The organism is Dactylosporangium sp. NPDC000521 (genome assembly GCF_042898305.1).
Classification (GTDB): Bacteria; Actinomycetota; Actinomycetes; order Mycobacteriales; family Micromonosporaceae; genus Dactylosporangium.
The window spans coordinates 431,993-450,372 of record NZ_JBIAYW010000007.1 but is presented as its reverse complement, the minus strand read 5'-3'; the positions used below and the strand labels follow the sequence as shown (position 1 = coordinate 450,372).

Sequence of the window (18,380 nt, the reverse complement as noted above, 5' to 3'; positions counted from 1 at the left end):
CCATGACCGTGCTCGTGGCCGGCGCGACCGGCAGCATCGGCAAGGAGGTGGTGACGGCGCTGCTCGCCCGCGGCGCCACGGTGCGGGCCCTGGTACGCACCGCCGGGCGGGCGGAACTGCTGCCCTCCGGCGTCGAACCCGCCGTCGGCGACCTGCGCGACCCGGCGGCCGTCACAGCGGCGCTGACGGGTGCGGCGGCGGCGCTGTACATCTCCCCGCACGACCCCGACGAGGAGCGGATGGCGGACGTGTTCGTCACCGCCTGCGACGCCCTCGGCGTCCGGCTCGTCTTCGCCGGGGTCGCCCTGACCGCCCGCAGCAGGCTGGCGAGACTGTCCATGGAGGCGCTGGTCAGCACGTTCCTTCCGCACTACCGCGGCAAGCTGCGGGTCGCCCGCCGGGTCGCCGCGGCCCGGCGACGACCGACCGTGCTCGGTGTCGCGAACTACTTCCAGAACGACGACGTGGTCCGCGACGAGATCCTCGACGGCCGGTACCCGCTGCCGACACACCGGTCCGGCGTGAACCGCGTCGACCTCCGCGACGTCGGCGAGGTCGCGGCCCGGGCGCTGACCGACGACACGTTCCCGGTCGGCACGTACGCCCTCGCCGGACCGGAGTCCGTCAGCGGCGCGCGGGCCGCGCAGGTGTGGAGCGAGGCGCTCGGCCGCCCGGTGCGCTACGACGGCGACCGCCCCGACTGGCCGGACGTCCTCGCCCGCCATCTGAGCGGGGCGAAGCTCGCGGACTACCGGCGCTCGTACGGGTTCCTCGCCAGGTTCCACCTGCCGGCCCCGGCCCGCGACATCGCCGGGACCGCGGAGCTGCTCGGCCGGCCGCCCCGCACCTACGAGTCGTACGTCCGCGACACCGCCGGCAGCTGGACCGCCGGCTGAGCTTTGCTTCGCCATCTCCCACCGTGCCCACCACCGCTGCCGGGCGCGGGGACGGTGGGAACGGCGCTGGTCTGGGAGGATTCGGGGATGTACCGAGCCGTCCGGGCCGTCGTGGTGGTGACCGTACTGATGCTGGGTGGGGCGGCGTGCGGGCAGAAGGTCGCCGACACCGACGGGCGCAAGGGTCTCGGAAAGGTGCCGGCGACCGAGCTCGGATTCGTCAGGCACGGTGGGGCGGTCGAGTGGCCCGCGGTGTCCGACTGGATCCCGCAGGGGCAGGGGCTGCGGCGGTTGCTGCCGGTCGGCGGGTGCGTGCTCGGGATCGGCACGTTCCAGAACGGGTTCCGGGCGGTCGGGGTGAACTGGACCGGCAACGAGGCGTGTGACCGGCTGAAGCTCGACCCGGCGCCGGGCGGGAGTGACGCCGGCGGGGACCGGCCGGCCGGGAAGGGCGGCGGATGGGCCGGTGGCGGGGTCGGCGGGGACGGCTTCGTCGTCGAGGACGGCGGCGTCCTCGCCGCGGGCGGCTCCGGGCTCTACCGGTTCCGCGACGGCGAACTTCAGGAGCTGGCCAGGATCGACCTGTCGGCGGCAGGGTTCGAGGGGCAGGGCTCGCGGAGCCTGGTGAGCGGGATGGTCAGGACCGGCAGCGGCAGGATCATCGTCAACGCCGACCTGACCACGAAGCCGGAGCAGCCGCCGGCGGTGCTGGTCTCCGACGACGCGGGCGTGACGCTGCGGCGGGTCGACCTGCCGGCGGCGCCACGGCAGGGCAGGGCGCAGCGGCAGCTCCTCGCGGTGCTGGCGGCGGACGGCGACACCGTGGTCGCGATCGGCTACGGGTGGGACCAGCCGGGGGCGTGGCGGTCCACCGACGGTGGCCGGACCTGGCAGGTGTCCACAGTGGACGGGCTGCCGGCGAGCCTGATGCTGACCCGGCTGGTGAGGGCGGGCGACCGGTGGCTGGCGTTCGGCGGGGTCGAGGGCGGCGCGCAGCAGGACTCCACGCTCGTGCTGACCAGCACCGACGGGCTGACGTGGACACGGGGCACGACGGAGGGCATGGGTGCCGGGCGGGTCTCGGACGTCACCGTCGACCAGGACGGGACCGTCGTGGTCGCCGGCGTCATCGACGACTCCCGGCCGCACAAGGCGGACGAGCGCAACGACTACTGCGGCGTCGTCTGGATCGGCGACGGCGCCGGAGCGTGGCAGCGCGGGGAGCTCGGCTGCGGCGACGCCCCGCCGCAGGCGGTCGCGACGCTGCGCGACGGGCGGGTCCTCATCACCGGCAACCGGGACCTGTGGCTGCGGGTGGCGGCGTAGCCCCGGGTCTTTCCCGATGCGCGGCAACTGGTCCGGCTATGGTCGCCTGGTGGCCCACCCCATCATGTTCGACGACGCCGACCCGATCCTGGGCCGGGTGCGGGAGCTCGCGCTCGCCCTGCCGGACGCCGCGGAGAAGATCTCGCACGGACACCCGGCGTTCTACACGACGAAGGTGTTCGCCTACTACGGCGGCTCGATCAAGGTCGACGGCACCTACCGGCAGCACGAGCGCTCGGTGCTCGTGCTCGTGGACCCGGCCGAACGCGAGGCGCTGCTGGAGGACGCCCGCAGCTATGTCCCGGCGTACCTCGGCCCGTCCGGCTGGATCGGCGTGGACCTGGACGACGACACCGACTGGGACGAGATCGCCGAGCTGCTGGACGCCAGCTACCGGCGCACCGCCGGCCGCCGGCGGGTGGCCCGCTTGGACGGGGGCGCCTGAGGCCGCGTCGCATGGCGGCTCGTGGTCTCCGTGCTGCTCATCGAGCGTCAACCTCGCATCCGGGTGAATTGTCGTGGAGTTTCCTGAATTTTCCGCGCGGCAACCCGTGTTGCGGCAGCGTCGTCTGTACGGGGTAGCGCCTGCTCGCGCACAGCGCGCTCGCAGGTTTCTGTCAGACGGCGCGGGTAGGGTTCCCGGCGGGGGCTTCGAACGATGGGGGATGGCAGTCATGGGATTCTTCGACCAGCTCAAGAGCCGGACGCAGGAGATGAGCGGGCAGCTCAAGACGCGGGCCGGCCAGTTCAAGAGCAAGGAGTTCGCCAACGCGAGCATGGCGATGTGCGCGCTCATCGCCGCCGCTGACGGCAGCATCGACCCGGCGGAGCGCCAGCGCACCGAGGGCGTCATCACCAGCAACGACATCCTGGCGGTCTTCCCGCCGGACGAGCTGCGGCAGAAGTTCGCCTTCTACGCCGACCGGCTGACGCGCGACTTCGAGTTCGGCAAGGTCGAGGCGATCGCCACGATCGCGAAGCTCAAGTCGAAGCCCGATCATGCCCGCGCCGTGATCCAGATCGGCATCATCATCGGCGGCGCCGACGGCAACTTCGACGACGACGAGAAGAAGGCGGTCCGCGAGGCGTGCTTCGCCGTCGGCATCCCGCCGGCGGAGTTCGACCTGTAGCCGGCGCCGCCACGCGCCGACCCGGCCGCGCCGTGCCGCCCCGGCATGGTGCGGTGCGGTCGCGCTGAGCCGCATTGCCGAGGTGCGGTAGCGCCGGGCCGCATCGCCAAGGTGCGGTCGCGGTGGTCCTCATCCCGGCGATGATCGTCGTGGCGGAGTCCGTGTCGGAGCGGTCCGGTCGCGGTGGGGCTTTGGTCGGCCCGGAGCGCTCGGCCCACTTCCGCGCGGGTGCGTCGCTGGCGTGCGTCGGTCTGGGGTGCTGGGTCCACTTCCGCGCGGGTGCGTGGCTGGCGTGCGTCGGTCTGGGGTGCTGGGTCCACTTCCGCGCGGGTGCGTCGCTGGCCTGCGTCGGTTTGGAGCGCTGGGCGCGCTTCCGTGCGGTCGTGCACCGGCCTGTGAGGCATGGGTGGTGGCCGGTCGCGCGTCGATGCGTCCGGTGCCGGTCAACGCCTGGGATGCCGGACGACGTGGGTCGGCGCGATCACCGTGCGTGCGGACAGCAGTGCGGAGCGAAGTCGGGTCGCCGACACCGCACCCGGGCGGACAGATCCATTGGCATCGACGATGTACGCTGCGGCCGTGCCTGCAACGGGGAATGTGAAGAGCAGGCGATCGCGCTGGACGGCGAACATCGTCATGCTGGTCGTGGCGGCGCTGGTGGCGATCGTCGTCCGCACCTATCTGGTCCAGACGTTCTACATCCCGTCGGGATCGATGGAGCAGACGCTGATCATTGACGACAAGGTGCTCGTCAACAAGGTGCTGTACCGCTTCCGCGGCCCGGAGCGGGGCGAGATCGTCGTCTTCCGCCCGCCGGTCGAGTGGTCCGCCGGTTCCGACGAGGACTACATCAAGCGCGTCATCGGTGTCGCCGGCGACCGCGTCAAGTGCTGCGACGACAAGCACCGGGTCACCGTCAACGGCACCGCGCTCGACGAGGACTACCTCTACCCGGGTGACGAGCCGTCCATGACCCCGTTCGACGTCACGGTGTCCGCCGGCCGCCTGTTCGTGCTCGGTGACCACCGCAGCGCCTCCGCCGACTCGCGCGCCCACCTCGGCGCCTCCAGCGGCACCATCCCCGTCGACCGTGTCGTGGGCCGCGCCTTCGTCACCTGCTGGCCCCTCCCCAGATGGCGTACCCTCTCCGTGCCCTCCACCTTCGCCCGCGTGCCCGACCCGCACTGACCACCGCCGGCGCCGCGGTGACCGGCCGTCGGCAGCGGGTCATCCGCCGGCTCGGTTCCTGGCCCGACGGCGATGCACGGCGTCGTGGTTGCCGCACCGGGCCGAGCAGTACTCGCGGCGCCCGTTGCGGCTGGTGTCGGCGAACACCGTCACGCAGGGCGGCCGAACGCAAACGCCGTCCCTCTGTCTCCACCACGAAGATCGCCAGACCGCGATCTGGCTGGGCCTGCTGGCCGACCGGATCCTCGTCGACGGCGACCCGGTGTCCGGCATCCGGGCCACCCGTCTCACATCCAGCGCATCTGGGCCGGCGGCATCGAGCACCCCGCGAGCTGACACCGCCGCGCCGCCCGCTGGTATGGCCAGTCCGCCATGCCAGCGGGCGGTGGATGTCCTCAGGCGAGTTGGCCGGCGGGCCTGCCGAACCAGCGGGAGAGATGGGCGTCCAGGTCCCGCTGATCGTCGCCGATCCAGGCGACGTGCCCGTCGGGGCGGAGCAGCAAGCACGGGACATCCAGTGCCGCGGTGGGGTCCGCGAGATGATCGACCCGGTCCGACCAGCCGCCGGCGGTCAGGCGTTCGGTGCGGTCCAGCAGCAGCCCGCGGCCGTGGTGCAGCAGATCGTAGAGGCGGCCCTGCTTCACGTCGATGTCGCGCAGGCGGCGGCCGAGCAGGTCGGGGCCCGCGCCGAAGTCGTACCGGACGCCGATCGCGGTGATCTTCTCGATCAGGTAGCGGTTCACCTCGTCGAAGTCCATCAGCTCGGTGAGCAGCCGCCGTACGGCCTGCGGGCCCGGCTCGGTGGACAGCAGCTCCATCTGGGCGCGGGTGTTGTCCAGCACGTCCCCGGCGACCGGATGCCGTTCGGCCTGGTAGGTGTCCAGCAGCGTCTCCGGCGCCCAGCCGCGGATCTGCGCGGCCAGTTTCCAGCCCAGGTTGAACGCGTCCTGAAGGCCCAGGTTGAGGCCCTGCCCGCCGATGGGTGGATGGATGTGTGCCGCGTCGCCGGCCAGCAGCACCCGCCCGACCCGGTACCGGTCGGCCAGCCGGGTGGCGTCCCCGAAACGGGACAGCCAGCGCGGGGAGTGCACGCCGAAGTCGGTGCCGGCGACGGTACGCAACCGTTGTCTGAAGTCCTCGAGGGTGGGTGGCTCCGCGCGATCGCTGACTCCCGCGGCGGGGACCACGACCCGATAGACGCCGCCGCCGAAGGGCTGGAGGCTGAACCGCCGGTCGGTCTTGACGATTTCGGTCACCTTGGCGGCGATATCCTCCGGCGGCGCACCCAGCTCCACCTCGCCCATCAGCGTGTCGTTCCGCGAGGGCTCGCCGGGGAAGCCGACGCCGAGCAGCTTGCGCACCGTGCTGCGGGCGCCGTCACAGCCGACGAGATAGCGCGACCGCAGCCGTTCCCCGCCGGCCAGCTCGACGGTCACGCCTTCGTCGTCCTGATCGAGACCGGTCACCGCGCAACCGCGCCGAACCTGCGCACCCAGGTCGATCGCGTGTGCTTCGAGCAGGTCCACGATGACCGGCTGCGGGATGCCCAGCAGATACGCGTGCGCGGAGTCCAGGCCCTCGGGCTCGGGCTTCGTGATGGCGGCGAAGAAGCCGGCGGCCGGCCGCCGGCGTCCGCGTTCGAGGACGCGCTCCAGCAGCCCGCGCATCGCGAGCAGTTCGAGGCTGCGGATGTGCAGACCGACGATGCGGACGAACGAGACCGGTTCGGTCTCCTGCTCCAGGACGAGGACCCGCACGTCGTGCAGCCGCAGTTCGGCGGCCAGCATCGCGCCGGTCGGCCCGCACCCGGCGATGATGACGTCGTACATGAGAGGCGGGCAGGACTGAGCATCCATGGGTGTTGCCTTTCGGGAGTGGCGAGGCGCTCCCGGCGACACCTACGTCAATCGCCCGACCGTGACGGCAAGGGGGAGCACCCACATCGATACAGCCTTCATGGGTCTCACCTCCTCGGACGGTGTCGCGGTCACGTGCAAGCTACAAGCCCGGGCAGCGTCCCGTCCAGTCCTTATCGGCCACGAGCCATGGCGACGCATGAGTCGGGCGGGCGGTTGCACGGCGGCGCGTGCAGTCGGATGTTGATCAGCTGTGGTGCCGGCGGCCGGTGGTGCTCGTACCGTGGCGGGCTGCACCGCAAGGATCAACCCAGAGGAGTGGAAATGCGGCGGAGATTGGCTCGGATCGTGGTCGTGGCACTGGTTGCGGCGGTGGCGTCGGTACTGGTCACGGGCGGGACGGCGCAGGCGTACGGAAAGGTGTCGGTCCAGGACTTCCACTTCTGACCGGCACCGGCTAACGGCCCAGGTGGCGGGCGCGGGCGGCCTGGCGGGTGAGGTGGTCGCGCTCCGGGACGCTGGTCGCGGCGCGGGACGCCTCGGCGTAGAGGTCCGCGGCGCGGGCCAGGTCGCCGGCGCGTTCGTGGAGGTGGGCCGCCACCGCCGCGTAGCGGGGGACGGCGGGGTCGACGCCGGCCAGCGCGGCCAGGCCTGCTCGCGGGCCGTCGGCCTCGCCGACCGCGACGGCGCGGTTGAGGCGCACCACGGGGCTGTCGCCGGTGAGGGGCAGCAGCTCGTCGTACCACTCGACGATCTGCACCCAGTCGGTCGACTCCGTGGTGCGCGCGTCGGCGTGCAGGGCGGCGATCGCGGCCTGCGCCTGGTATTCGCCGAGCCGGTCCAGGGCCAGCGCCGCCTGCAGGATCTCGACGCCCTCGGCGATGAGGGCGGTGTCCCAGCGGGACCGGTCCTGCTCGCTCAGCGGCACCAGCCGGCCGTCAGCGCGCGTACGGGAGGCGCGCCGCGCGTGGTGCAGCAGCATCAGCGCGAGCAGGCCGGTGACCTCCGGTTCCCGGGTCAGTGCGAAGAGCTGGCGGGCGAGCCGGATCGCCTCGGCGGCCAGGTCGACGTCGCCGCTGTAGCCCTCGTTGAACACGAGGTACAGCACCCGCAGCACCGTGCGGAGGTCGCCGGGGCGGTCGAGGGGCTGGCCGGCGATGCGGCGCTTCGCGCGGCTGATCCGCTGCGCCATCGTCGCCTCCGGCACCAGGTACGCGAGGGCGATCTGCCGCGTGGTCAGCCCGCCCACGGCACGCAGCGTGAGAGCCACGGCCGCGGCGGGTGGCAGCGAAGGGTGCGCGCACAGGAAGTACAGCTGGAGCGTGTCGTCGGTCTCGGGCGCCGGCCCGGCCGGCGGCTCGACCTGCACGGCCAGCTCCCGGTCCCGGCGGGACGCCTCGGAGCGGGTGGCGTCGACGAACTTGTGCCACGCGGCGGCGACGAGCCACGCCTTCGGGTCGCGCGGCGGGTCGTCCGGCCACAGCTTCAGGGCCCGGATCAGCGCCTCCTGCACGGCGTCCTCGGCCGACGCGAAATCCGCTCCGCGCCGGACGAGGACACCGATCACCGCGGGTACGAGCTCCCGCAGCAGGGACTCGTTCACTCGGCGACCGTGGGCGGCTCGGTGTAGAGCGGCCGGACCTCGAGCCACTCGCGGATCGGCGTGCCACCGGGGCCGGGAGCGGCGGACAGCTCGCCGGCCAGCTCGACCGCGCGGTCCCAGGACTCCACGTCGATGACGTACCAGCCGGCGATGAGGTCCTTCGTCTCGGCGAACGGGCCGTCGGTCACCGGCGGGCGGCCCTCCCCGTCGTGCCGGATGAAGGTGCCCTCGGGGGCCAGCGCCTGCACGTCGACGAGCTCGCCGGACTTCTCCAGCCTGGCCCCGAAGTCGCGCATGTACTGGATGTGCGCGTCGACCTCCTCCGGCGTCCACTGGTCCATCGGCGGGTACTCGACCGCGGGGGACGGTCCGCCACGGTAGTGCTTCAGCAGCAGGTACTTCACGTCGTGCTCCTTCGGACTCGACCGGTTGTCCCCCTGGGACGGAGCCGGCTCCCCGTTCTCGACACCGTCAGGCGTCCCGCCGCGAAAATATGTACCCCGCGAGCGCGCCGGCACCCAGCGTCCACGCCGCCAGGGCAGCGAGATCCCGCGCGGGGTCGACATGCGCGAGCGGGCCGACGTAGTACACGACGAGCAGCAGCACCACGGCGGCCTCGGCGCGGCGGACGATGGTGCCGGCGGCCGCGGCGAGCAGGGTGGTGAGCGTCAGGTGCGCGGCCGAGTGGAGGGCGACCAGCGTGGCGACCGGCAGCGTCACCGCGGTGAGCGCCACGACCTTCGCCGTGTACAGGGGGAGCCGGCGCGGCATGGCCAGGAGGGTCGCGCGGATCTGGTCGCCGCCCTGGTGCTCGGACGCGGTGGCCAGGACGCCGAGGACGAGGAACCCCGCCTGGACGTAGCGGACGGGCTGCGCCGCTTCCAGGGACGCCAGCAGCACGGCGACCGCGACCGTCAGCAGCACGGTCAGCCGCAGCGACGGCAGCGTCAGCAGCTTGCGGAGCTCGGCATGCGGAAGCGTCAGGAGCGTCACGGGTCACGCCGGTGGAACAGCACGGCGCCGGCCGCGAGCAGGGCCGCGATCCATGCCGTCATCACCAGGCCGGCGGTGACCGGGGCGATGCGGACCGGGAAGTCGGGCGTGTGGAGGAACATCTGCGCGCCGACGATGTCCGGCAGGTACGCGGCCGCGTCGGTGACCTTCGTCAGTAGGTACGACACGGAGACGACCGTGCTGTTGACGATGAGGAACGTGAGCGGCACGATCCCGTTGCGCGTGATGAGCGTGATCGCGAACGACAGCAGGGCGATCAGGGTCCAGTAGAGGACGGCGGCGGCGATCCGGCCGGGTGCCGGCGCGGACACCCGGTCGCCGTGCAGGGCCTCGGTGAGCGTGAGCGCGGCGCCCGCGGTGATCGCCGCCTGCGCCGCGGCGACGAGGACGAGCGCGGTGGTCTTCGCGGCGAGCAGGCGCAGCCGGCCGGGCACGGCGGCGAGCGTCGCGGTCAGCTGGCGGGCGCGCGGGGCGTCGTGGCCGGTGTTGGTGTATTCGCTGCTGATGATGACCACGCCGAGCACCATCGGGCCGATGAGGCCGACGCCGAGATCCTGCAGTCCCAGGTCGGCCGTGTCGGTGATGGTGCCGTCGTCGAGGCCGCGGCGGATGTACGGCGCGTTGAGCAGCACGATGACGGGTGCGAGCAGGGTGCCGAGGACGATGCCGATCCAGGCGGTCGGCAGGCCCAGCAGCTTGCGGACCTCGGCCGTCACCGCCCAGCGGAAGGCGCTCACCACGGCGCACCCCCGGTGGCGGTCAGGGCGAAGAACGCGTCCTCGAGGGTGGCGTGGTCGCCGGTGACCTCGGCGAGACCGCCCTGCACCAGGATCCGGCCCTGGTGGATGACGACGACGTCGTCGGCGATCTCGGCGAGCTCGCCCATGAGATGGCTGGACAGCAGGACGGTGCCGCCCCGTGCGGCCCGGTCCCGCAGGAACTCGCGCATCCAGCGGATCCCGGCGGGGTCGAGGCCGTTGACGGGCTCGTCGAGGACCAGCACCGGCGGGTCGCCGAGCAGCGCGGTCGCCAGGCCGAGCCGGCGGCTCATGCCGAGGGAGTAGCGGCCGGCGCGCTTGCGGGCGTCGCCGGCGAGGCCGACGACCTCGAGGACCTCGTCGGCGCGGGAGCCCGGCAGGCCGTTGCTGGCCGCGACCCAGCGCAGGTGCGCGCGGGCCGTCCGGGCGCGGTGCGCGCCGCTGCCGTCCAGCAGGGCGCCGACGACCGTGAGGGGGCGGTCGAGCTCGCGGTACGGGCGGCCGCACACGAGCGCGGTGCCGTGCTCCGGGCGGTCCAGCCCGAGCAGGATCCGCAGCGTCGAGGTCTTGCCGGCGCCGTTCTGCCCGAGGAACCCGGTGACGCGTCCGGGCCGCGCCTCGAACGTGACGTCGTGCAGGACCCGCGCCCTGCCCTTGCGTTTGCTGACGCGATCGATCGTGATCATAAGCCGAGTCAACCGGGGCGCCCGGCCGCGGGCATCGGGCCGGGCTCGGATCGTCGGGGCGGCCTGCGACCACGGGCCGTCAGACCCTGGTCTGAGCACTACAGTCGGCGGCGTGAACGCCCATCCGCGTCCGTCGGGACGCTCCAGCGTCCTGCCGGTGCTCGTCATCGTGGGCGTGGTGCTGCTCGCGGCGATGTGCACGGTCGGCGGGGACGGCCCGGGCCGGGTCGTGCTGCCGTGGGCGATGGTCGCCGCCGCGCTCGCCGCCGCCGTGTGGGCGGTGCGCCGCGCCCGCGCCGACCGGGTCGCCTACGAGTCGCGCCTGACCGCGTGGGCCGCGTCGGAGGCGGTGCTCGCCGAGCGGCTGCGGATCGCCGGTGACCTGCACGACATCGTCTCGCACGGCCTGGGGCTCATCACGGTCCGCGCCGCGGCGACCCGGCACCTGCCGAAGCCGGCGGAGGTCGAGGCGGCGCTCACCGACATCGAGGACGCGAGCCGGCACGCGACCGCGGAGCTGCGGCGGATGCTGACGGTCCTGCGCGAGCCGTCCGCCGCCGGGCTGCGCGCGCCGCTGGACGGGCTGGACGACCTGCCGGCGATCGTCGACGCGGCCGCGGTCGCCGGGCTGCGGACCCGGCTCACCGTCGACCCGGAGCTCGGTGGGGTGTCGCAGGGCGTACAGGTGGCGGTGTGCAAGACCGTCCGGGAAGGGCTCAGCAACGCCGCGCGGTACGCCGGCCCCACCGACGTCCGGGTGACCGTCCACCGCGACGGGCGGTTCGTCGTGGTCGCCGTCACCGACGCGGGAGCGGCCGACCTCGCGTGGCGGGCGACGCCGGGCGCCGGGCACGGTCTCGTGGGCCTGCGGGAGCGGGTGGCCGCCCTCGACGGCACCCTCACCGCCGAGCCGGTCGACGGCGGCTTCCGGCTGACCGCACGGATCCCGGAGTGACGGACATCCGGGTCATGCTGGCCGACGACCAGCCGCTGCTGCGTCACAGCCTCGCGATGATCATCGACAACGAGGCCGGCCTCCGCGTGGTCGCCGAGGCGGGGGACGGCGCCGAGGCCGTATCGCAGGCTCGCGCCGCCAGACCCGACGTGATCCTCATGGACGTGCGGATGCCGCACCTCGACGGCCTGCAGGCGACCCGGCGGATCTGCGCGGACCCGTCGCTGGCCGCGGCGCGGGTGCTGGTGCTGAGCATGTTCGAGCTCGACGAGTACGTCTACGAGGCCCTGCACGCGGGCGCCTCCGGCTTCCTGCTGAAGGACGCCCGGCCCGCCGAGCTGATCGAGGCGATCCGCCGCACGCACCGCGGTGAATCGCTCTTCGCGCCGTCGATCCTCACCAGGCTCGTCGCGCACTACGTCGCCGCGCCCCGCCCCGACCGGCCGACCCAGGCGCTGCGGCGGCTCACGGGCCGGGAGGTCGAGGTCCTGACGCTCATCGGGGGAGGACTGTCCAACGACGAGATCGCGACCGCGCTGACGATTTCGGTGAAGACGGTCAAGTCGCACATCACGCATCTCATGGCGAAGCTCGCGGCGCGGGACCGGGCGCAGCTGGTGATCGCCGCCTTCGATGCGGGCCTGGTACGGCCGCGCACCTGAGGCTCGTGAAACACGGGAAACCGGGTCGCGAAAAAAGAGACTGTAGCGGTACAGTCCCGACATGATTTTGGCCGCTCCGCCGCGCCAGCGGCCGCTCAGTCGTGCCCTCCTGCCACTCGGGCTGATGTTCTTCGCCGTCGGCATCTCCGTGGCCGTCGTCTTCCCGTTCCTGTCGCTGTTCCTGAGCACGGCCGTGCACGCGAGCCCGGTCCAGGTCACCGTGTTCCTCGTCGCGTCACCACTGACCGGCGTGCTCATCTCCTCCGCGCTCGGCCGCGCGTCGGACCGGTGGCCGATCCGCCGGAAGCTCCTGATCGGAGCCGCCCTGTTCGGGGTCGTGGGCAGCCTGATCGCGATGTTCGTCCGCGACTACTGGGTGCTGTTCGCGCTGTGCATGACCGCCTACGCGTTCGCCGGTTCGCTGTTCCCGCAGTCCTTCGCGTACGCCAGGCAGATCCTCGAACGGGACAGCCCCGGGCAGGCGGCGATGGGCATCAGCGCGCTGCGGACCGTGTTCTCCCTGTCGTGGGTCGGCGGCCCGGCGCTCGCCGCGGTCCTGCTGGATGTCGGCGGTTTCCGGCTGGTGTACGGCATGGCCGCCGGGACGTACGCGCTCGCCGCCCTGGTCGCGGTGGTCTGGCTCGAGGAGGTGGCCGCGCCGGCGGTGGTCGAGGCGGCACCCGCGGCCAACGCCCCCGCCAGGCCGGGCCTGCCGCGCTGGGTGCTGCCGCTGATCATCGTGGCGTTCGTGCTCATGCAGGTGCCGATGACGCTCGGTGTGCAGGCGCTGCCGCTGTACATCGAGCAGGACCTGCACAGCGACGCGTCCCGGGCGGGGCTGATCCTCGGGCTCTGCGCCGCCCTGGAGATCCCGCTGATGCTCGGCCTCGGCGCGCTCACGACCCGCTTCAAGCTGCAGACACTGATCCTCGTCGGCGGCGCGTGCGGGACCGCCTACTACGCGATCGCCTGGATCGCGCCCAACCTGTGGGTGCTCGCCGCCGGACAGCTGGTCAACGCGCTGTTCATCTCCGCGATCTCCGGGGTCGGCATCACGTATGTCCAGGACCTGTTGCCCGGCCAGCCGGGGCGGGCCACGACGCTCTACACCAACACGTTCCCGATCGGGTCGATCGTCGCCGGCCCGCTGTTCGGCGTGGCCGCGCACTTCGGCTACCGGTCCGCGTTCGGGATGAGCACCGCCCTGTGCGCAGCCGGGTTCCTGCTGCTCGTCGCCACCGCCGTGCGAGTCAGGCCGTCGCGCGCCGCAACGTACCCGACACGGTAATGCGGGACGAGCGGACGCGCGCTACCGTTCCGAGCCATGAGTTCCGTTGCACTGGCGGAGGAGTTGCTCCTGCTCGCCTACGATGACGACACCGGGAAGGCCACCGGCTCCCACATCGGCCTCGACCTCGGCATGGCCGCGGGCGTCCTGGTCGACCTGGCGCTCGCCGGGCGGCTGGCGTACGCCGGGGGGATGATCGTCGTTGTCAAGGACGAGCCGACCGGCGAGCCGATCGCCGACGAGGTCCTCGCCCGGATCGTCGGCGACACGCCGCACACCCCGGCGTCGTGGCTGCAGCGGCTCCGGCACGGCCTGCGCGACCGGGTCCTGGCCGACCTGTGCTCCCGCGGCATCCTCACCGACGTCGACGAGGTCCAGCTCGGCTTCATCCACGTGCACCGCTACCCGATGGTCGACGCGACCGTGGAGACCGAGCTGCGCGCCCGCCTCGGCCGCGCCCTGACCGGCGACGACGTCCCCGACGAGCGGACCGCGGCCCTCGCGGCACTGGTCGCGGCGGCGCGGATGGAGCCGGCGCTCTACCTGTCGGGCGACGAGATCGCGGCGGCGCACCGGCGGCTGGAGGAGATCAGCGACAACGCCGGCTTCACGGGCACGATCAGCATGGAGGAGTCCTCGATCCGCCCGTCGGTCGCGCTCGTCGTCAGCGTCCTCGTCCAGGCCATCCAGACCGCGCTCGGCACCGCCCGCACCTGACGCTTCGTGACGTTGTGACGGCGGGCCGCCCGGCCCGCCGTCCGGCGATGCTGTGGCAGCATGTCCGGGTGCGCCACGTGTCCGACGACCAGCGCCGGGCCCGGCTCGCGGTCCGGCACGCGCTCGCCCCGGACTTCAGGGTGGCGACCCCCGAGTCCGTCACCGAGGCGATGACCGTCCTGCACGCCACCGAGCCCGCCACGGTCCACCTGTCGTGCCAGGCCCGGTCCACGGACCTGCGCCCCGCCGACGTGGACCGCGCCCTGTACCAGGAACGCACCCTGGTCAAGCAGCTCGCGATGCGCCGCACACTCTTCGTGTTCCCGCGCGAACTGCTCCCGGCCGTCTGGCCGAGCGCGTCCGCCCGGGTCGCCGCCGGCGAACGCAGCCGCCTGGTCAGGGACATCGCCGCCACCGGCCTCGCCCCCGACGGCGACGACTGGCTCGACCGCGCCCGCACCGAGGTCCTCGCCGCGCTCGCCGCCGCCCCGGACGGCCTGCAACCGACCGAGATCCGCCGCGCCGTGCCGATGATCGACGTCACGCTGGACATCACCACCGCCGACCCGCGCGTGTCGACCCGCGTCCTGACCTACCTCAGCGCCGCCGGCGACATCGTCCGGGCCGTCAACGCCGGCGGCTGGCACCTGTCCCGCCCGCGCTGGACCCTGATGTCCTCGTGGCTGCCCCCGGCGGACGCCTGCGGTACCTGGGCCGCGGCGGCGGACGGTTACCGGGAGATCGTGCGGCGCTGGCTGTACACGTTCGGCCCCGGCACCGAGGACGACCTGGTCTGGTGGCTCGGCGCCACCAAGGGCATCGTCCGCGCCGCCCTGACCGCCCTCGGCGCCGTCCAGGTCTCGCTCGGCGGCGGCGGCACCGGCTGGCTCCTGCCCGACGACCTCGACGACCTTCCCGACCCCGGCCCGTGGGCCGCCCTGCTGCCCGTCCTCGACCCGACCGTCATGGGCTGGCAGCACCGCGACTTCTACCTCGGCCCGCACCGCGCCGGCATCTTCGACCGCCGCGGCAACGCCGGCACCACCGCCTGGTGCTCCGGCCGCGTGGTCGGCTGCTGGACCCAGGACCCCGCCGGCGTCGTGCGGCTCCACCTCCTGGAGGACGTCCCCGCCGCCGCCCGCCGCCTGCTGGCCGCCGAGGCGGACCGCCTGACGCAGTGGTCCGCGGGCTTCCGCGTCCCCACGATCTACAACTCCCCGGCCATGCGCGCCTGAGCGCCCGCCACCGGTACCGTGAGCCGATGGGGGACGCGATCAACGTCATCGATCTTGACCGGCCCGAGGAGCGGACCACGGGACCGTCGGCGGTCGCGCGGTGGCGGCGCAGGGTGCCGGCGAAGGCATTGGCGCTCGTGCTGCTCGGCGTGCTGGCCGGCGCGGTCGCCGGGCAGCGGTGGGAAGCCGCGCGGCAGGAGGGCCGGCGGGCGGCGGAGGTGTCGCTGTTCGTGACGGTGGCCGGGATGGAGTCGGGCGCGGGCGACGGCGGCCGGCTGACCATCGAGGGCACCGTGGCCGTGCTCAACGGCGGGCCGAGGCCGGTCCAGGTGGCCGGCGCGGGCGTGGTCGCCGACGTCATGGTCTGGGGCGAGCACCGGATCGAGCCGGGCGCGGCGGCCTGGTTCCGGGTCAGCGCCACCATCACCTGCGCCGAGGACGCCGCGAGCCGGCCGCTGCCGGTCGGGCTGGTGGCGGTGACTGAAGACGGGGTCCGGCGATCGGTGACGACCGCGATCCAGCTGAACGGCAGCAGCTGGCTGGAGGTTCAGCGGCGCGCCTGCCCTCGGCATTGACCGGGGTCGCCGCGGTGCCGTACGCCGATCGGGCCGCCGAAGACAAAGCCGGCAACACGGCCGGCGACACGGCGCGGCTCTGACGCTGACAAACCAGGTCGGGCCAGGCGGTGCGGTACACCTGGAACGGCGACGACCTCCAGCGGTGAATGCCTAGTCGAGAAGGGCCTCGCGGGCGAGTCGCTCGTCGTGCGGCCGGGCCAGGTCGCGCGCGAGGGCGATGATCCGGTCGAGCAGCGCCACGGCCTCGTCGCGGCGGCCCGCGGCGCGGCACGTCTCGGCGTAGGCGTGCAGGCAGTCGATCTCCAGCTGCACCTCGGCGAGGGGTTCGAGCAGTTCGAGCGCGCGCCGGTGGTGGTCCAGGGCCTCGTCGAGCGAACCCTGGACGCGCAGCGCGACGCCGAGGGCGTTGTGACACAGCGCCTGGTTGTGCGCCAGGTCGTGCTCCTCCGCGAGCCGCAGCGCGTCACGCAGGGTGCGCAGCGCCACCTCCGGCTCGTCGGTGGCGAGGCCGAGCGTGACGAGCCCCGTGATCCGGCCCGGGCCGGCGGCGAGCGCGACGGATGCCTGGGCGAGCTCGACCGCCTCGGCGGGGCGGCCGAGCCGCAGCGTCACCCAGCCGTCGATGGCCAGGGCCTGCGCCTGCCCGGCGGGCCGGCCGAGCTTCTCGAAGAGTTCGCCGGCCCGCCGCAGGTGCGCCTGCGCCGCCTCGAGGTCACCGAGGTCGCGGCGGGCCATGCCGATGCGCAGCGCCAGCCCGGCCGCGAGCTCGTCGTCGGGCGCACCGGCCCGTTCGGCCTCCTCGTACGCGGCCATGGCTTCGGTGAGCCGGCCGGCGGCGGCGCGGGTGTAGCCGAGGTCCGCGAGCAGCGCGGCCCGCTGCCCTTCCCGGCCGAGCCGGCCCGCGGCCGCGGCGGCCGCCTCCAGCAGGCGGGCTTGGTCGTCGGTGCCGCGGTGGCGGAAGAAGTAGACCCGCATCAGCTGCGGCAGCTCGGCGGCGACCTCGTCGGCGCCGGTCCGCACGGCCGCGTCGACGCAGGCGACCAGGTTGACGTACTCCAGCTCGAACCAGGCCATGGCCTTCGCCGGGTCGCCGGGCTCGGGCCGCGGGCGGTGCGGTGACGGCAGCGTCCGCTCGTGGGCGACCGCCTGCGCCAGGTAGTGCTCCAGGGCACGGCGCAGCGCGGCGCCCGCCTGGGGCTCCTCGTCGTCGGCGAGGTCCGCGGCGTACTGGCGGATCAGGTCGTGCATCCGGAACCGGCCCGGCGAGACCTCCTGCAGCAGGTGCGCGTCGACGAGCTCGTCGAGGACCGCGCCGACGCCGGTCCGCAGGCCGGCGAGGGCACCCGCCACCGACGCGTCGAAGTCGGCCCCGGGCAGCACGCCCAGCAGGCGGAACACGCGCCGCTGGGTCGAGTCGAGCTGCTGCAGCGACATGCCGAAGACCGCGTCGAACCGGCCGGTGGAGTCCCGCAGCCGCTCGGCGAGGACCGCGACCGTCCAGCCGGGCCGGTGCCGCAGCCGGGCGCCGGCCATCCGCAGCGCGAGCGGCAGCCCGGCGCACTGCTGGAGCACCTGGCCGACCGCGTCCTCCTCGGTGGCGGTGAGCCCGGCGGCGCGGCCGAACAGCCGCGCGGCGTCGCCGTCGGCGAGCGGTTCGAGCGACACCGGCGGCACCCCGTCGAGGCTGACGAGCCGGTTGCGGCTGGTGACGAGGACCGCCGACCTGCCCGCCCCGGGCAGCAGCGGCCGCACCTGCTCAGCGTCGACGGCGTTGTCGAGCACGACGAGGGCGCGCCGCCGCGACAGCTCGGACCGCCACAGCGCGGCGCGTTCGGTGAGGCCGGCCGGCGGCTGGGTGACGTCCAGCGCGGCGAGGAGCCGGCCCAGCGCCGCCGGTGGGTCGAGCGGCTCCTGCCCCGGCGTGAACCCGTGCAGGTCCAGGTACAGCCCGCCGTCCGGGTACGCGCCGGCGAGCCGGTGCGCGACGTGCACCGCGAGGCTGGTCTTGCCCACGCCCGCCATGCCGTCGACGGCGACCGCGCCGGCGGTCCGCAGCAGCTGCTCGACGAGCGCCGACTCCGCCTCCCGGCCGGTGAAGTCGAACAGGTCGGCGGGCAGGTCGTTGCGCCGGGGCGGGGGAGCGGCGCCGGCCTTGGACGCCTCCGCCCACACCGCGCGCAGCGGCCTCGGGTCACGCCCGACGGCCCGGCACAGCGCGACGACCGCCTCCCACGGCGGGACCAGCTGACCCGACATGTACCGCGACAGCGACGAACTGCTCAGGCTCGCCTTCGTCGCGAGGGCGCGCAGGCTGAGCCCGCTGAGCTCCTTGATCCGGGCGAGCTGCGCGACAAGGTGTTCCTGCGGGCTCGACACGTGCAACACCGTACCCGTCCCGCCCCACGAGGTCGGTTCGACGGGGGGTCTGCCCAGCTCAGCGGCGTTGCGCGTGTCCCACGGTGTCCCACGGACGTCGAGGCGGCGGGTG

General features: G+C 73.7%; 20 protein-coding genes. 12 read left to right on the top strand and 8 right to left on the bottom strand.

All coding sequences use genetic code 11. The features are described from left to right. Positions 1–2 precede the first annotated feature (2 nt). From ACFY3L_RS24960 to lepB, 5 genes are all read left to right on the top strand, one after another. Complete coding sequence (locus ACFY3L_RS24960; protein WP_389328501.1) at positions 3–896, top strand: NAD(P)H-binding protein; 894 nt, start codon at positions 3–5, stop codon at positions 894–896. Between the two features lie 87 nt (positions 897–983). Continuing rightward, positions 984–2,222: a WD40/YVTN/BNR-like repeat-containing protein gene (locus ACFY3L_RS24955; protein WP_389328498.1), complete on the top strand. Its 1,239-nt coding sequence runs from the start codon at positions 984–986 to the stop codon at positions 2,220–2,222. Positions 2,223–2,271: 49 nt separating this feature from the next. Next, positions 2,272–2,667 carry an MmcQ/YjbR family DNA-binding protein gene (locus ACFY3L_RS24950; protein WP_389328495.1) on the top strand — a complete coding sequence of 132 codons (396 nt, stop codon included), beginning with the start codon at positions 2,272–2,274 and terminating at the stop codon, positions 2,665–2,667. A gap of 229 nt (positions 2,668–2,896) precedes the next feature. Then, positions 2,897–3,352, top strand: a complete 456-nt coding sequence (locus tag ACFY3L_RS24945) for a tellurite resistance TerB family protein (RefSeq protein WP_389328492.1) — start codon at positions 2,897–2,899, stop codon at positions 3,350–3,352. 564 nt (positions 3,353–3,916) lie between these two features. Beyond that, the gene (gene lepB / locus ACFY3L_RS24940; protein ID WP_389328489.1) at positions 3,917–4,540 is read left to right on the top strand and encodes a signal peptidase I; all 624 of its coding nucleotides are present in this window, start codon (positions 3,917–3,919) and stop codon (positions 4,538–4,540) included. 39 nt (positions 4,541–4,579) lie between these two features. On the opposite strand, the gene ACFY3L_RS24935 is transcribed toward lepB, so the two are convergent. Beyond that, entirely contained in the window at positions 4,580–4,813 is a 234-nt protein-coding gene (locus tag ACFY3L_RS24935; RefSeq protein ID WP_389328872.1) for a CGNR zinc finger domain-containing protein, read from the bottom strand. 122 nt (positions 4,814–4,935) lie between these two features. Then, a complete protein-coding gene (gene rox, locus ACFY3L_RS24930; protein ID WP_389328869.1) occupies positions 4,936–6,369 on the bottom strand; it encodes a rifampin monooxygenase in 1,434 nt (477 codons plus the stop codon). A gap of 351 nt (positions 6,370–6,720) precedes the next feature. Here rox and ACFY3L_RS24925 point away from each other — a divergent pair, with 351 nt between their 5' ends. Further along, positions 6,721–6,843, top strand: a complete 123-nt coding sequence (locus ACFY3L_RS24925) for a hypothetical protein (protein ID WP_389328486.1) — start codon at positions 6,721–6,723, stop codon at positions 6,841–6,843. A gap of 10 nt (positions 6,844–6,853) precedes the next feature. Here the strand turns inward: ACFY3L_RS24925 and ACFY3L_RS24920 are convergent, their stop codons facing one another. The 5 genes from ACFY3L_RS24920 to ACFY3L_RS24900 form a co-directional block, all read right to left on the bottom strand. Then, positions 6,854–7,999 carry an RNA polymerase sigma factor gene (locus ACFY3L_RS24920; protein ID WP_389328483.1) on the bottom strand — a complete coding sequence of 382 codons (1,146 nt, stop codon included), beginning with the start codon at positions 7,997–7,999 and terminating at the stop codon, positions 6,854–6,856. Next, positions 7,996–8,403 (bottom strand): YciI family protein, encoded by a 408-nt coding sequence (locus ACFY3L_RS24915; protein WP_389328481.1) that lies wholly within the window; start codon positions 8,401–8,403, stop codon positions 7,996–7,998. The genes ACFY3L_RS24920 and ACFY3L_RS24915 overlap by 4 nt, the downstream gene beginning before the upstream one ends. Positions 8,404–8,470: 67 nt before the next feature. Continuing rightward, positions 8,471–8,992: a hypothetical protein gene (locus tag ACFY3L_RS24910; RefSeq protein ID WP_389328478.1), complete on the bottom strand. Its 522-nt coding sequence runs from the start codon at positions 8,990–8,992 to the stop codon at positions 8,471–8,473. Continuing rightward, positions 8,989–9,750, bottom strand: coding sequence for a hypothetical protein (locus ACFY3L_RS24905; protein WP_389328475.1), 762 nt, complete (start codon positions 9,748–9,750; stop codon positions 8,989–8,991). The genes ACFY3L_RS24910 and ACFY3L_RS24905 overlap by 4 nt, the downstream gene beginning before the upstream one ends. Then, positions 9,747–10,457 (bottom strand): ABC transporter ATP-binding protein, encoded by a 711-nt coding sequence (locus ACFY3L_RS24900; RefSeq protein ID WP_389328473.1) that lies wholly within the window; start codon positions 10,455–10,457, stop codon positions 9,747–9,749. The genes ACFY3L_RS24905 and ACFY3L_RS24900 overlap by 4 nt, the downstream gene beginning before the upstream one ends. Before the next feature lie 112 nt (positions 10,458–10,569). On the opposite strand from ACFY3L_RS24900, the gene ACFY3L_RS24895 reads away from it, so the two are divergent. From ACFY3L_RS24895 to ACFY3L_RS24870, 6 genes are all read left to right on the top strand, one after another. Further along, positions 10,570–11,412 (top strand): sensor histidine kinase, encoded by an 843-nt coding sequence (locus ACFY3L_RS24895; RefSeq protein WP_389328470.1) that lies wholly within the window; start codon positions 10,570–10,572, stop codon positions 11,410–11,412. A gap of 14 nt (positions 11,413–11,426) precedes the next feature. Next, positions 11,427–12,074 (top strand): response regulator, encoded by a 648-nt coding sequence (locus tag ACFY3L_RS24890; RefSeq protein ID WP_389328866.1) that lies wholly within the window; start codon positions 11,427–11,429, stop codon positions 12,072–12,074. A gap of 61 nt (positions 12,075–12,135) precedes the next feature. Continuing rightward, the gene (locus tag ACFY3L_RS24885) at positions 12,136–13,362 is read left to right on the top strand and encodes a sugar efflux transporter (protein WP_389328467.1); all 1,227 of its coding nucleotides are present in this window, start codon (positions 12,136–12,138) and stop codon (positions 13,360–13,362) included. A gap of 36 nt (positions 13,363–13,398) precedes the next feature. Further along, complete coding sequence (locus tag ACFY3L_RS24880) at positions 13,399–14,079, top strand: GPP34 family phosphoprotein (protein WP_389328464.1); 681 nt, start codon at positions 13,399–13,401, stop codon at positions 14,077–14,079. Positions 14,080–14,126: 47 nt separating this feature from the next. Continuing rightward, on the top strand, positions 14,127–15,314 hold the full coding sequence (locus ACFY3L_RS24875) for a winged helix DNA-binding domain-containing protein (protein WP_389328461.1): 1,188 nt from the start codon (positions 14,127–14,129) through the stop codon (positions 15,312–15,314). A 26-nt stretch (positions 15,315–15,340) separates the two neighbouring features. Continuing rightward, complete coding sequence (locus ACFY3L_RS24870) at positions 15,341–15,889, top strand: hypothetical protein (RefSeq protein WP_389328458.1); 549 nt, start codon at positions 15,341–15,343, stop codon at positions 15,887–15,889. Between the two features lie 153 nt (positions 15,890–16,042). On the opposite strand, the gene ACFY3L_RS24865 is transcribed toward ACFY3L_RS24870, so the two are convergent. Further along, positions 16,043–18,268 (bottom strand): ATP-binding protein, encoded by a 2,226-nt coding sequence (locus ACFY3L_RS24865; RefSeq protein WP_389328455.1) that lies wholly within the window; start codon positions 18,266–18,268, stop codon positions 16,043–16,045. Positions 18,269–18,380 lie beyond the last annotated feature (112 nt).